The 15,186-nt window shown below is 39.1% G+C and carries 12 protein-coding genes; 5 read left to right on the top strand and 7 right to left on the bottom strand.

Features of this window, described 5'->3' with window-relative positions:
* From ESB04_RS05690 to ESB04_RS05680, 3 genes are read right to left on the bottom strand one after another with little or no spacing between them, the layout of a single operon-like run.
* Complete coding sequence (locus ESB04_RS05690) at positions 1–1,410, bottom strand: murein hydrolase activator EnvC family protein (protein WP_129026764.1); 1,410 nt, start codon at positions 1,408–1,410, stop codon at positions 1–3.
* 11 nt (positions 1,411–1,421) lie between these two features.
* Positions 1,422–2,264: a DUF4292 domain-containing protein gene (locus tag ESB04_RS05685; RefSeq protein ID WP_129026763.1), complete on the bottom strand. Its 843-nt coding sequence runs from the start codon at positions 2,262–2,264 to the stop codon at positions 1,422–1,424.
* A gap of 28 nt (positions 2,265–2,292) precedes the next feature.
* Positions 2,293–4,014 (bottom strand): tetratricopeptide repeat protein, encoded by a 1,722-nt coding sequence (locus tag ESB04_RS05680; RefSeq protein ID WP_129026762.1) that lies wholly within the window; start codon positions 4,012–4,014, stop codon positions 2,293–2,295.
* Between the two features lie 104 nt (positions 4,015–4,118).
* Here ESB04_RS05680 and ESB04_RS05675 point away from each other — a divergent pair, with 104 nt between their 5' ends.
* Positions 4,119–5,231, top strand: coding sequence for an amidohydrolase family protein (locus ESB04_RS05675; protein WP_129026761.1), 1,113 nt, complete (start codon positions 4,119–4,121; stop codon positions 5,229–5,231).
* Here the strand turns inward: ESB04_RS05675 and ESB04_RS05670 are convergent.
* The 3 genes from ESB04_RS05670 to ileS are packed head-to-tail and all read right to left on the bottom strand — an operon-like array spanning position 5,228 to position 11,126.
* Entirely contained in the window at positions 5,228–6,310 is a 1,083-nt protein-coding gene (locus ESB04_RS05670) for a hypothetical protein (RefSeq protein ID WP_129026760.1), read from the bottom strand. The genes ESB04_RS05675 and ESB04_RS05670 overlap by 4 nt on opposite strands.
* A gap of 1 nt (position 6,311) precedes the next feature.
* The gene (locus tag ESB04_RS05665) at positions 6,312–7,703 is read right to left on the bottom strand and encodes an MBOAT family O-acyltransferase (protein ID WP_317127020.1); all 1,392 of its coding nucleotides are present in this window, start codon (positions 7,701–7,703) and stop codon (positions 6,312–6,314) included.
* A gap of 21 nt (positions 7,704–7,724) precedes the next feature.
* Positions 7,725–11,126, bottom strand: coding sequence for an isoleucine--tRNA ligase (gene ileS / locus ESB04_RS05660; protein ID WP_129026758.1), 3,402 nt, complete (start codon positions 11,124–11,126; stop codon positions 7,725–7,727).
* A 169-nt stretch (positions 11,127–11,295) separates the two neighbouring features.
* Between ileS and ESB04_RS05655 the strand changes: the two genes are divergently transcribed.
* The 4 genes from ESB04_RS05655 to ESB04_RS05640 all read left to right on the top strand — a co-directional run bounded on the left by ESB04_RS05655 (position 11,296) and on the right by ESB04_RS05640 (position 14,213).
* The gene (locus tag ESB04_RS05655) at positions 11,296–11,874 is read left to right on the top strand and encodes a 5-formyltetrahydrofolate cyclo-ligase (RefSeq protein ID WP_129026757.1); all 579 of its coding nucleotides are present in this window, start codon (positions 11,296–11,298) and stop codon (positions 11,872–11,874) included.
* Positions 11,875–11,946: 72 nt separating this feature from the next.
* Positions 11,947–12,453, top strand: coding sequence for a hypothetical protein (locus ESB04_RS05650; protein ID WP_129026756.1), 507 nt, complete (start codon positions 11,947–11,949; stop codon positions 12,451–12,453).
* A gap of 10 nt (positions 12,454–12,463) precedes the next feature.
* On the top strand, positions 12,464–13,456 hold the full coding sequence (locus ESB04_RS05645; protein WP_129026755.1) for an aspartate-semialdehyde dehydrogenase: 993 nt from the start codon (positions 12,464–12,466) through the stop codon (positions 13,454–13,456).
* A 40-nt stretch (positions 13,457–13,496) separates the two neighbouring features.
* The gene (locus ESB04_RS05640) at positions 13,497–14,213 is read left to right on the top strand and encodes a pyridoxine 5'-phosphate synthase (protein ID WP_129026754.1); all 717 of its coding nucleotides are present in this window, start codon (positions 13,497–13,499) and stop codon (positions 14,211–14,213) included.
* A 336-nt stretch (positions 14,214–14,549) separates the two neighbouring features.
* On the opposite strand, the gene ESB04_RS05635 is transcribed toward ESB04_RS05640, so the two are convergent.
* Positions 14,550–15,161 carry a DUF3471 domain-containing protein gene (locus tag ESB04_RS05635; RefSeq protein ID WP_129026753.1) on the bottom strand — a complete coding sequence of 204 codons (612 nt, stop codon included), beginning with the start codon at positions 15,159–15,161 and terminating at the stop codon, positions 14,550–14,552.
* Positions 15,162–15,186: the final 25 nt, after the last annotated feature.

Below are 15,186 nucleotides of genomic sequence, written 5' to 3'. Positions count from 1 at the left end.
TTACTTTCTTAACCATTGTTCCGGATTCTGACGAATCGTATTTTTCCATACTTGGAAATTGATTTCTGCTGTACCATCTTCATCAGAGGCAACAGATCCAATCCGCTGTCCAGTACGAACACGCTGACCAGTACTAACAGATACATTATCTAATTTACTATACACTGTAAAATAATCTCCATGCTGAATGGCCACCACCATGTTGATTCCCGGAATATTCACTACAGATTGTACAATACCCTCATAGACAGAATGCACAGGTGAGCCTGGTGATGTTTGAATATCAATTCCATTATTATTAATCATCACTCCTTTTAGAATAGGATGTTTATGAACGCCAAAATGATCAGAGATAAATCCAGAGGGTACAGGGAATGGCATTCTACCTTTTAATGCCCCAAATGAGCTGGCCAACTTAGCCTCCTCCGCATTCATGTAGTATATGTTCTTTTCCAATGGTGCTGCCGTTTTAGCCTCTTCCACTTTGGTAGCGGCCTTACTCTTGGCCAGCTCTTTCTTCTCCTCGGAAGTTTCTACCCGTGTTTCTGATTTACTTTCGTCGGTATTCGAGCGATCACTGAGTTTAGGTAATGTTCCATCTCCTTTTAAAGTGGGCAGTGCCGGCTTATTTACCTCTAGCTTTCGAGCTTGTTGGGCTAAACGTAAACGGCGCTCCCTTTCTTGGCTTTTCTGAATCTCCCTCGCCACAATCCCCGCAATCAAATTATCCAATTTACGGATCGCTAACTTTTTACGCTCCAACTCAATACGTAACTTCTTTTCCTGTTGAGTTAATACAGTTACTACCTTATCTTCCTTGGTCTTTAGAACTTCCAAATTTTTCTTCTCCTTCTCCTTCTCAATCAACACCTTTTTCTCTTCCGTTTTCTTAAAAATCACTTGCTGTTCTTTGCTCATCAAATCTTGACGAGTCTGAAAAATCTTGTGCGCTTGAGCTTTTCTATTACTAGTAAATTGACGTAAATAATCAAACCTTCTCGTGAACTCCCCCAAATTCGACGAAAGCAACAAAAAACTTAGTTTATTATAAACTGTAGAAGTTTTTTGAGCCTCAAACAACATTTGGGCATACATACGTTTCAACTTTTTTAGTTTGGCAGCTAAAATATCACTCTCTTGACGTAGCTTATTAGCTTCCTGCGCTAACAATTTTTGATTCTCACTCAGAATACCAATTTGCTTTTTCTGAACACCAATTTGCTCCTTCAAGACATTTAGCTTCCCTAGGGATGCTTTCTTTTTTTTGGTAGTTCTGGAGATAATACTGTTCAATTCCTTGATCTTGGCTAAATTCTCCTTCTTTTGACGCTCTAACTGCTCTCTTTTATCTACTTGCGCAGAAAGAGAAAAAGCGAAAAATAAACTCAATATAGCTACTAGGTATTTCAAGGTCTTGGGGTTTATTTGTTTAAATATTTGACAGGTACCTTAAATGGAAAATCCAAGGGTGTATCTAACAGTTCTACTTTAGAGTACTTAATACTAATGAGCGTTTTAACTTTCACATTATCCTTATCATTCACATCCAGGGTAATTTGACTAGAAAAAGGAAATAGGAATTGATTAATCGAAGCGAAATCTTCATAATCCAAGGTCAATTTATTCTGAGTGGGACCGTCATTCACCAACAATTTTTTCAATTTTCTGTTGGGTCCAACATAATTATCAATTTGAATACGCCCTTCATCTTGTTTCAAAATATAATTTTCATTTTCTCGAATCACTCTGGAATTGTTTTTCTTAAATGGCTGATTTCCCACAATGAGCGACTGCAAAATCTCGTAATTGATTTTAAAACCCATTTTAGTGCTTAAACTATCATAGGTCAAATTAAAATATTCGTTATTGATTTTATGAAAAAATTGAACCCTATCCTTAGAAAATAAGCCTGTTGCTCCGGTTATCATAGAGACCGAAATATTCATCCAAATCAGGCTGTCTTTCTTCATTCGAATATCAACCGTATACGTGTCTGAATTGGAATTAGTCTTCCAGAGCACTTTCGACTTCGCTTTAAGGTAGTTGAAATTCAGATCTTCCGTTGATACTTTGGGCTCTTCGGCTACTTGAATTGGTTCTGGTTCAGGCTTTTTTTCTTCGACTACGAGCGTATCCTTTTGAACCACGCTATCAACAACTGCCACAGCTACCACTGGCGGAACCACCACTTTTTTCCCACATGATTGAAAAAAAAGGAAAGCAATGACCCACAAACTAAATCTCCAAGGATGTAAACTAGGCATGCATCTATTTTTAAGCTACAAAATTATCTCAATTTTCGATAATTTGCTTCATCTGAATCTTTTTAAATAAATTGGGACTAGCCCCCTCTAGACTTTTTGCCTTTTCCCAAGCCTTCACGGCCTCCTCTATTCTCTTTAATTGATATAAAATATCTCCATAGTGTTCCCAAACCGTGGAACTGTTCTGCTTTTCATCTTTCAAGGCTTGCTCCACCATTTGCAAAGCTTTACTGTACTCTTTTTGCTGATATAGTACCCAAGCATAAGTGTCCAAATAAGTTCCATTACTTGGAAATTTATCGGTCAACTGCTTGGCCATTTTAGATGCCTTTTCCAATTTTTCCTTTCGCAAAGACAGATAATAACTATAATTATTCAAGACATGTTCTTCCGCAGGATTTTTAGCTAACACCTTCTCAAAACTTGCATCTGAATCTTGATATTTACCTACTGAATGGTAGGCGTCTCCCATCAAAGCGTATAATTGTATATACCAAGCATCTTTTTCTTGAGCATAAGGGATGGCTGATTCAAAAGAGACTATCGCTTCTTTGCTTTTCCCTTGCAAATACTGCGCAAATCCCATCTGAAACCATAAAAAACCTTGGTTCGGATATGCTTCCAAAGCCTCTTGTGCATGTACAATCACACTATCCAATACGTTCATTTCAAAGTCAATTTGAATAATTCTAGTCCAAACTTCAAATTTTCCCCCTCCATTTCTAGCAGCATGCAAATAGGCTTTTTGCCCTTCCGAAAACTTAGAAACACTCATCCACAAATCACCCTGCATGGCCATAAAACGAGGTTCCTTCGGAAATGCTTTCACTGCTCTTTGCAAAAAGGCATAGGCTTTGTCCCAGTCCGCCTGGCCTTTCATTAACTCAAAGGTCTCCAAACAAACCTGACTAAATAATTCAATATGCAGATCCGAATCACTTAAACACCTCTCCAAAAAGCCCAATGCCTCTCCGAAATTCTTTTCATGTACCCGAACATTGGCATTCAATAAGGCCACCTGACCGTCCATAGGGAAATCTCTCGACAACTGCTCCAAAGCTGGCTTGGCACCCTTCCAGGTACTCAAATGCCACCAATATTCCATTTGCTCCCATGCAAATAAAGGCTCCTCGGGATTATTGGCGATCATCCCTACTCCCTCTCGGATCGCATCCTCCCATTGTTCATTCTTTAAATAAATGTATTGCTTGGTGCGGATAATCTCTGGAAAATCCCCTATCCAGGGTTCTGCGGATTTCAAGGCTCTCAATGCCTCATCTCCTTGATTATTCCAAAGATAGGCCTGAGCAAGTCGCAGGTTGACATCCGGCTGGTTAGAATCATATTGAATCAGTTTCAAAAAACAGGCAATTGCTTCTTTTGCCTTACGATCTTGCAATAGTAAGTCGCCATACAACAATCCATAATCCAAAGAATATGGCGAAAGCTCATTCGCTTTTTGAGCGTATTTCAATGCATTTACTGGCTTATTTTGTGCCAAATACGACTTTGCCAAATAATAGGAAATAGAAGCTTCTTGGGGCATTTCGGCATACAATTGTTCCCAAACCAAAATGGCCTCATCATAATCCTCTTTTAAAAAATGACGCATAGCCTCTGCCATCCATTCCTCCGCTCGGGCTGGAGAAAATGCCGAACTACTAGCTTTCTTGACCTTTTTGGCCGAATCCTGGCAAAAAAGCGGTGTAGAAAGAAAACCGACAAAAAATAGTAAATAAAGGTATTTCATAAAAGTTCGAATATACCGAAATACACTGAATCCTTTTCAAAATTTGCCATGAAATGCGCTGTATTTAAATAGAATTCCATAGTTTCGTTAAAATAATTTTTCTTATGAAGTACCTTTTCTTTGCCTCTCTCCTATTCAGTAGCTCCTTGTTCGCCCAGGAAAAAACCATGAGCTTTGAAGAATATGACCCTATTTCAACCTTAAAAGTTCCCGAGCATCAAGTAAAAAGAGCTAAGTATCCTTTCATCGATATTCACAACCATCAATTCAATATGCCGAATCAGGACCTAGCCTATCTGCTGAAACAGATGGATAGCCTGAACATGAAAGTGATGGTAAACTTAAGTGGTAAGGGATCTCAAAGAGGCGCGGATATCGCTGCAGGTACTGAGTACCTAGCCCAATCAGCACGAGCAGGTAAGGAAAAAACAAATAACCGAGTGGTGGTATTTACCAATTTAAGTTTTGCGAATATTGATAGTCCCGATTGGACTTCCAAAACAGTGGCCGCACTGGAAGCAGAAGTGAAAGCCGGTGCCATGGGCCTCAAAATTTATAAGGATTTAGGACTGGAGGTAAAAGATTCTAAAGGAAATAGATTACCCACCAATGACCCAAGACTGGATCCTGTTTGGGCCAAATGTGGCGAACTAAATATCCCTGTCTTGATTCATACCGGAGAACCTATTTCTTTTTTTGATGTACATGATAAAACCAATGAGCGCTGGTTGGAATTAAAGCAGTTCCCTAGTAGAGCCCGACCCGCATCTAAATATCCTTCTTGGCAAGTGGTCATGGATGAACTTACCGACATCATTCGTAAGCATCCAAAAACAAAATTCATAGCTGCTCACTTGGCTTGGAGAGGAAATGATTTAACGGAATTAGGCAGACTACTAGATACCTATCCCAATATGTACACGGAGATTGGAGCTGTTATTCATGAGCTGGGAAGACAACCAAAAAATGCCCGTAAATTCATGATTCAATACCAAGACCGTGTCTTATTTGGAAAAGATATCTGGGCCACATCAGAATATTACACCTATTTTAGATTGCTTGAAACCGACGACGAATATTTTCCATATTACCGGAAAAGACATGCCTTCTGGCGTATATACGGATTAGATTTACCGGATGAGGTATTGAAGAAAGTGTATTACAAAAATGCGCTTCGTCTATTACCGAAGATTGACAAAAGTTGGTTTCCCAACTAGGGCAATTGATTCAAGATTTGATTTAAATCATTTAACCAAATCTGTGCTCCTCTTAAGGTCCAGTGGGAATCTGACTTGGAAAAATTAAGCTCAGCCCCTTTCTTCAAAGAAGAAGTTGGGTCAAGGAATTTGACCTTTAATGCTGGATGCTCTTTTATTTGGGGAATAGCCCTATTCAGACTTCCGTTTTCTGTGGCTAAAATGGACACAGGATTAGGTATCAATGAAATGATGACCTCATCAAAACCATACCTCAGATAATAGGCCTGAATTTCATTTAACTTTTGAACCATCTGATCAATCTCTTCTTTATTAAGACTTCTGAAGGACGAACCTTGGCTGTTCACATCAACAGTTTCTCTCAAATACAAAAATTGGGCATCTTGTGAAACTTGTACATCTGGATTGGTGCGTCCCAATACATGCCAAATAAAATCCGCTTTCAGCTCTTTGATAGGCCCCAATAATCCCCAATTAAACAAAACAAAGTCTAAATTTGACTCCAAGCTTGGATGATATAGCGCTTTTCTGACGGAGGCATCAAATCGGTCCAACTGAGATAACCATACATCTTTTAGTGAATTATTTCCTACCTTGGGCAGGTCACTTTTTTGTACATCCAATCGCAGGCGAGCATCTGCGAGATTCACACGAGCCCACATGTTTCTCTCCACACATTCTATCAATAAAACTTGTTTATTCTTCGATTTAGGACGAATCAAATGTTGCATGGTATCAGACCATCGGTATAAATTCACAGAACTAACCCGGTTAAAATAAGCTGGATTCTCATGAAAAAAGCTATACAAATAACTATCTCCTAAAATGGTCAAATCATAGGATTTTGGGAGGGTATCTACCTGAGAAGGTAGAGCTAATTTATTAGTATCCTGGAGTATTCGGAAGTCAGACAAATAGGAAAGTCCATATAAATCTCCATACCGATATTTATCAGCCCCCCAAGCATCATTTCTGGCATATCGTGTATGAGTAATCCATCGCATACCCAGGTCAGAACTGCTCAGGCACAGGATGATAACGCTACTCAAAAACAATAAAAGGGCAATCAATCGACGCATGTTAGAATTGGAAATAGATGAATTGCTTCAAACTAAATACTCCTAAAAAATAGATAGCAATGACTAAAAAACTAAACTGCCAAGTAAATGAACCTGATTGGGATATCTTTAACATCTTTTGTCGATACTCCCAAATACTTAAACCTATAATTAATACAATCGACAAGACGACTTCATTCATATGCATGGCCAAGGGCAAACCGTCTTGATTTAAACTTAGCAAGGATTTAAAATACTGCTTCACTTCGGAAAAGCTTCTCAGTCGGAAAAATACCCAAGCAAATGTGACCAAAACAAAGGTAAATAATCGATAAGCCCAACGAACAAGCTCACTCTTCTGTGCCTCCGCGGCTAAGCTAGGGGCCACTCGATTAATGCTCAAGCCGATGATTTGAAACAATCCATGCAAGGCTCCCCAAATCACAAAATTCCAACTAGCGCCATGCCATATTCCCGAGAAGACAAATACAATCATGATATTCATGTACCATCTCGGAACGGACACCCGATTTCCTCCTAAAGAGAAATACACGTAATCTTTAAACCAAGTGGATAAGGAAATATGCCAACGACGCCAAAACTCTGGCAATGATTTAGCCATGTATGGCACATTGAAATTATTCATCAAATTAAATCCCATCACTCGGGCGGCACCAATTGCCACATCCGAGTAACCCGAGAAATCACAGTAAATTTGAAAGGAATAAAAAACAGCCGCCAAGGCTAAGGTGCCGCTAGATTGCTCCGTAATTTGTTGATAGCTAGGGTCAACTAATAAAGCCAAGCGGTCCGCAATAACTACTTTCTTGAAAATACCACTGGCCATTTGTAATAAACCAGATTTGACTCTATTCCAATCCCAGGCATGTACTTCATAAAATTGATGCAATAAATTTTGCGGCCTTTCAATAGGCCCAGCCACCAATTGAGGATAAAACATCACGTACAAACTATAAATCCCAAAATTCCTTTCCGCCTTTTGATGCCCACGATAGACCTCAATGGTATAACTCATGGCCTGAAAAGTATGGAAAGATAATCCAATGGGAAGAATCATATCCAGGACTGGTAGCCTCAGGGGATTGCCTAAACTGGCAGATAACCAAGAAATATTTTGGTCAATAAAATGATAGTATTTAAAAATGACCAGAACACCCACATTGGCCAATAAACTCAAAGCCAGAAAAAGCTTTTTGGCATTTCCTTGAAAGCGCTCCAAGTAGATTCCAGCTAAATAATCAATGACGATCGTGAAGCCCAATATACCTAAATACATGGGCACAAAGGCCATGTAAAAGTAGCATGATGCTGCTAACAGTAAGAACCAACGAAATTTGGGAGCTAATAAAAAATAAGCACTGGTAACAATTCCAAAGAAGACTAAAAACTGCAAGGAATTGAATACCATATCGAATTATTTATCTACTGCTACCTCAACCCATAAAATCGTATCATCCATGGCAATTTCAGAAGCATTTTCCAGCTGGTCTTTCCAAGCTATACTCAAAGCTTGAACTTCCTGACAAATATAAGCTCCAAACTCTTCTATACTTTCTTCCCAAATCTTTTCTCCTTTCTTTACTTCAATTCGAATTTTATCAATCACATCAAAACCTGAGTCCTTTCTTAGATTCTGAATTCGATTGACAAATTCACGAGCCATACCCTCACGGATTAAAGATGGGCTCAATTGGCTATCCAAAGCAATGGTCAATCCCGACTCACTGGCTGTTAAATAACCCGGCATATCTTCAGTCAAAATTTCTACGTCACCTAATGCAATGGAGAATTGCTCTAATGAAATAACCCCTTTTGCCTCCAATTCCTGTAAATTTTCGGCTGTCATGGAACTAATAGCCTCCGCAACTACTTTCATGTCTTTGCCAAACTTAGGTCCCAAAGCTTTGAAATTAGGTTTAACCTTTTTGCTCAATACGCCCGAAGCATCATCCAAGTAATTCACTTGCTTCACGTTCACTTCCGACTTGATTAAATCCTCTACCCGTCGGATTTGATCTCTCACTTGTTCTTGTAAAACAGGCACCAATACCTGAGCTAAAGGTTGACGTACTTTTAACTTATGCACCTTACGGATGGAATGTACTAAAGAACAAATTCTTTGGGCTAAATCCATGGACGCTTCTAAATCAGGATTGATCCAAGTAGGATTTACATCAACAAAATCAGTTAAATGAACTGACTCTTTGTTACTTAAATTTTTATACAACCAATCTCCATAAAAAGGAGCGATTGGAGACATTAATTGTGCCACTGTTTCCAAACAAGTATATAATGTTTGGTAAGCCGCTTGCTTATCAGGATTTATGCCCTTATCGGTAAACTCCGGATTCCAGAATCTTCTTCTAGACAAGCGCACGTACCAGTTAGACAAATGATCACATACAAAATCCTGGATGGCACGCCCAGCTTTCGTTGGCTCATAAGTACCATAGGCCTCATCCACTTCCTGAATCAAATGCATTAATTTGGATAATATCCAACGGTCTAATTCCGTTAAATTTGCCTCATCCAAGGTCTCAAATTGAGGCTCAAATCCATCTAAGTTAGCATACAGTGCGAAGAAATTATAGGTATTGGTTAATGTTCCAAAAAATTTATTTCTGACCTCAGTAATTCCTGCTAAATCAAATTTTAAGTTATCCCAAGGCTGTGCATTGGTGATCATGTACCAACGGGTAGGGTCAGCACCGTATTTCTTTAAAGTTTCGAAAGGATCAATGGCATTGCCCAATCGTTTGGACATTTTATTTCCATTTTTATCCAACACCAATCCAGTGGAAACTACATTTTTAAAGGCTACGGATTCTTCCACCATGCTTGAGATGGCATGTAAAGTAAAGAACCAGCCCCTTGTTTGATCTACTCCTTCAGAAATAAAATCAGCCGGATAAGATTCTTTAAAAATATCTTGATTTTCAAATGGATAGTGCCATTGTGCAAAAGGCATAGCACCAGAATCAAACCATACATCGATTAGATCCAGCTCACGACTTAAAATAGCGCCTGATTCACCTATCAAATATACTTGATCCACGTACGGACGATGCAAATCTGCCTTTCCTGCTTCCAAGGCTGCTAAAAATTCCTGATTACTCTTAATTTTCTCAGCATCCAATTTTCCTGAGGTGTTAGCTTTATTTAATTCAGCAGAAAGTTGTGCCAAAGAACCAATGCAAATCTCTTCCGAACCATCTTCAGATCTCCAAATGGGAAGTGGAGTTCCCCAATAACGGGAACGTGAAAGATTCCAATCCACCAAATTTTCCAACCAATTTCCAAAACGTCCAGTACCCGTAGATTCTGGTTTCCATTGAATACTCTGATTCAATGCAATTAATTTGTCTTTAACTGCTGTTGTTCTGATAAACCAAGAGTCAAGCGGATAATACAAAACAGGCTTATCCGTCCTCCAACAATGCGGATAAGGGTGATCAAATTTTTGAACTTGAAAGGCTTTATTCTCGGTCTTTAATTGAATAGCAATGCGCTCATCCACCGACAAATACTTATCTCTACCTTGTTTAATTCTAGCTTCCTCTTTCTCTTCATCACTAAGATAAGCCTCCTTGACCGGCTCCAAGGCATAGTCACTTACTTCCTCTACAAATCTACCCTGACGATTCACCAATGGAACCTCCTTCCCTGCCGCATCTAACACTAAAATAGCTGGAATGCCGTTCTGCTGTGCCACCCGGAAGTCGTCCGCTCCAAAAGTCGGTGCTGTATGCACAATACCCGTACCATCTTCTGTTGTCACAAAATCCCCTAAAATCACCCGAAAAGCTGGGGAAGAAGGTTGAACATAAGGCATTAATTGTTCGTACTCAATTCCCTCCAAATCGGCCCCTTTACACTCGCCAACTATTTTATAAGGAATGGAATTAGGCTTCTTTTCTGATGATACATATGCCTCAAAATCACCATTTTCTGCAGATGCTTGAAAATAATTTTTAACCAAATCTTTCGCAAGCACCACATGAACTGGTAAATAGGTATAGGGGTTAAAGGTCTTTACCAAAACATAGCTGATGTTTTTACCCGCTGTTAAGGCTGAGTTGGAAGGCAAAGTCCAAGGAGTAGTCGTCCAGGCCAATAAATACACCGGGTTTCCTTGACTCCAATCGAATAAAAACTGTGATTTTTCTTGTTGCTTAGCTTTAAACTGGGCAGTCAAAGAAGTATCTTTTACATCCCTGTAGCAACCTGGTTGGTTCAACTCATGGGAAGACAAACCTGTTCCTGCCGCGGGTGAATATGGCTGAATAGTATATCCTTTATACAACAATCCTTTGTCATAAAGTCTTTTGAGCAAATTCCATACGCTCTCGATATAAGGAGTTTGGTAGGTAACGTAAGGATTATCAAGATCCACCCAATATCCCATTTTTTGAGTCAGATCATTCCATTGCCCGGTAAATTTCATGACGGTTTCGCGGCACTTTTGATTGTACTCCTCCACCGATATCTTTTTACCTATATCCTCTTTGGTAATGCCTAATTCTTTTTCTACCTGCAATTCAACAGGTAATCCATGCGTGTCCCAACCTCCCTTTCTTTTGACCTGTTTTCCTTTCAAAGTCTGGTAACGACAAAAAATATCCTTGATCGCACGAGCCATCACGTGGTGAATACCTGGAGTACCATTGGCTGAGGGAGGACCTTCGTAAAAGGTAAAACTTGGATGTCCAGCACGAGTAGATATTGACTTCTCAAAAATCTGCTCTTGATTCCAGAAATTTAAAATTTCATCAGCAACTTGCGCGTAGTCTAAATTTTTGTATTCCTTGAATTTCACGTATGAGGGGATTTAATAATATATGGTAGGCAAAATTGAGGCAAAAGTAGTAAAATTTAGCCTGAAATCGTAATTTGACCGAATTAGCATTTATTTAATTTCATGATTAGAGGAAAAGGATTTATGTTGAATTCCGAGACATATTGGCTAATTTGGCCCTTGTTAACTTATGAAAAAGAAGGAAATCAGAAATTTACATCTAAGTCAGCGTAAGTCTTGGACATTGCAGGAATGGCAAAGTCGCCATGAGCAGCTGATGAAAAATGCATTGGACTATTTATGTTCTTTCCCTCAACAAAGCATCGTACTAAGCTTTCAATCGATTTTAGATAAAAGGGAAGTGGAGACGAATACCCTTCACGAGCGTTTAATTAAATCGCCATATTTATTTCAACTAGCCTTCCCAAGAGTGGAGGGAGAAGGAATCATGACAGCCTATTTATGTCGGGAAAATACTCATTGGAATCTTTCCAATTGGAATATCCTTGAACCAGATCCCTCCACTGCACAAAAACTAGAACCTACAAATATCCAAGTAGTTCTAGTGCCGTTAATCGCCTGTGATTTACAAGGCCATCGAGTAGGTTTTGGCAAGGGTTTTTATGACCGATATTTAGCGCAATGTGATCCTACATGTATAAGAATAGGACTTAGTTTGGAAGAGCCTTTAGAGAAAATTGACGACATTCAAGCATGGGATATTCCCTTACAGGTAGTCATCAGTCCTACCCGAGTCTATTTGATGTGAGGAATTAGTCCAAAAAATCCTTTCTAGTTCAAGATATATGCCCTAATTTTGTTGTCTTATCAATATTTTTCTGTGAAAATCAGGCATTTATTTGTGTTTTTCCTTGGTTTACTGAGCCTACCATCATTTGGACAGGAAGAAGGAAAAATGAAGTTGTATCCGATTGAACAGTTGGAAGGTAGTTGGAGAAAAAAGTTCTCCTACAAAAGACAAATTATTGAGAGTCCCATGGCCTTGCAAATACCTTTGTTAGAAGCAAGAGACCCAGAGGTGAGTTATGAATTTTTGACTTATAAACGTCAAAAAAGGGGTGCCGAAATCATCTCAGCTATCACAACTGGTTTTTCAATTTACACCTTTTTAAGTAAAGGTCAGGTATCAGATGGCTTTTATTGGTCAGTTGTGGGAGGAGCCGCTGTGCTGAACTTATATTTAGGCGCCGTAAGTATGAAGCATTTCAATCGAGCATTGAAACGCTACAATGAATTAGCGCAAACCGACAGTAAAATCAGTTTGCAAATGAATACTCATGGGTTCTCAGGGAATTCTGTGGGTTTAGTATGGAATTATCAATTTTAACGATTATACAATGAAAGTTGCAGTAGTGGGCGCCACGGGTTTAGTTGGCGGCGAAATCTTGAAAGTATTGGAGGAAAGAAATTTTCCTGTAAGTGAGTTAATCCCAGTTGCTTCCGAGCGCTCTATCGGTAAAAAAGTTAGTTTTAAAGGTAAAGAATACGATGTAGTAGGTTATGATACCGCTATTGCCAAGAAACCGAATGTGGCTATTTTCTCTGCAGGCGGTGGAACTTCCTTGGCTATCGCTCCGAAATTTGCTGAGGCAGGTATTACGGTTGTTGACAACTCTTCTGCTTGGAGAATGGACCCTACCAAGAAATTAGTGGTACCAGAAATCAATGCTTCTACCTTAACTCCAGAAGATAAAATCATAGCCAACCCTAATTGCTCAACCATTCAAATGGTGGTAGTCATGAACCCATTGCATAAAAAATACAAAATCAAGCGCGTGGTGGTTTCTACCTACCAGTCGGTAACGGGTACTGGTAAAGCAGCGGTAGACCAATTGTTCAATGAGCGTGCAGGCAAAAGCGAATATGATAAAGTTTATCCACACAAAATTGACTTAAATGTACTTCCTCACATTGATGTGTTTTTAGATAATGGATACACCAAGGAGGAAATGAAAATGGTCAACGAGACGAAAAAGATCATGATGGATGACTCCATTCAAGTGACCGCCACCACTGTTCGTATCCCTACCATAGGAGGACATTCAGAATCTGTGAATATCGAATTTGAAAACGATTTCGATTTAGAAGAGGTTAGAAATATCTTAGCTCAAGAAGAAGGGGTGATTGTGCAGGATGATCCAAAAAACTTCCTTTATCCAATGCCAATTACGGCACACGGAAAAGACGAGGTTTTCGTAGGACGTATTCGTAGAGATGAAACCCAGCCGAATACCCTCAACCTTTGGATTGTTGCCGACAATTTAAGAAAAGGAGCGGCTACTAATGCCGTTCAAATCGCAGAATACTTGGCCAAGCATCAATTGATTTAAATAGTAGAAACGGGCCGGTTTATCCGGCCTTTTTTTTGTCATGACTAGACTCAGTGTAAATATTAACAAGATTGCTACCCTAAGAAATTCTCGGGGAGGCAATAACCCAGATTTAATCCAAGTGGCTTTGGATTGTGAACGCTTTGGTGCCGAGGGAATTACGGTTCATCCAAGACCAGATGAAAGGCATATTCGCTATGAAGATGTATATGCTTTGAAGAAGGTAATTCAAACGGAATTCAATATTGAAGGTAACCCACTGGAAGAAAAATTTGTCGAACTGGTACTAGCAGTAAAACCAAAGCAAGTCACTTTAGTGCCTGATGCTTTGGAACAAATCACCTCCAATCATGGTTGGGACACCATTGAACACCAAGATTTACTTATTCGACTAATTGCTCCTTTCAAAGCAGCTGGTATTCGTACTTCGATATTTGTAGATCCCGATATAGACATGGTAGAAGCGGCAAAAAGCACTGGGGCAGATCGCATTGAACTATACACAGAACCATTTGCGCAATCATTTCCTGATCAACCCACTCAAGCTGTGGCTGCCTACAGAAAAGCGGCATTCAGGGCACATCAAATAGGCTTAGGGGTGAATGCGGGCCATGATTTAAGTCTAGAAAATTTAGCATTTTTCCACGCCCATGTGCAACCTTTAGATGAGGTTTCCATAGGCCATGCATTGATTTGCGATGCTTTATATTACGGATTGGAAAATACAATTCAGCTGTATAAGAGGCAATTAAAATAGGACATTTCTGTTATTTAAAGCGTCCTTTAAACAACAAAAACATCCTAATTGAAAATGAGTGAATCTAAAAAATTCATCATTTTAGATTAAAAGCGGTTAGGCATTCATGAGAACACCCAGCTAATCATCAGCTAATCAGCTTTCGCTGATTTCCTGTTCCTTGTAGTACAAAATTGACCATAATTGAGGAAAATCGTCTTGCGAAAAATCAATAAATAAAATTGCGTTAAATCAACAAAATGCAATGTAATAAAATCAACTAACTGAAAATTAGTTTATTATAAAACAAAAAGGGGCAATCGATTGATTGCTCCTTTTCATTCCATTTAACAATAATTAATCTCTTTGACCTGTCAAAACAACAGCACCACCTGCTACAGAAAGCTTAATGGCAGCCACTTTTCCATCTGTTCTAGAGAAAATGATATCAGCATCATATCCTTGAATAGTAGCTGTAAAAACATCAGCATCTTTAGATGGCTTTAATTCAGCAGGTTCACCACCAGTATCAGAACTTAAAAATAGCTTTCCTTCTTTAGCGGCGATTAAAATTTTCTTTACGTATTCATTTTCTGCCATTTTAAAAGAACCTGCAAACTCATCAGTAGATGATTTGGAAGCTTCTTTTTGTCCAGCTAACACTTGTCCTTGAGCATCAATTTTCAAAGAAGTCACCTGACCATTCACACGTTCAAAAGTGATGGTTGCTCCCATACTCTCTAAAATAAACTCGTCAGCTTTTTTACCTGTAGCCAATTCTGCATCAGGAAATCCTTCGGCAGACATCACCAATTTTCCATCTTTTGAAGTCATTTTAACTGATTTCACATAAGGATTCTCTTGTAATTTATAATTACCAGCATAATCTGCAACCGAAGTTTGAGCATTTGCTACAAAAGCGAAAAGCGCCATAGATAAGCCTAAAGCGATATTTTTAAATTTTTTCATTGGGCGTTAATTTTAATTTGTTCAA

This window comes from Aquirufa rosea, from assembly GCF_004118285.1.
Lineage (GTDB): Bacteria > Bacteroidota > Bacteroidia > Cytophagales > Spirosomataceae > Aquirufa > Aquirufa rosea.
Note: the sequence above shows the minus strand (reverse complement) of the source record. Positions and strands in the feature narration are given on the sequence as shown.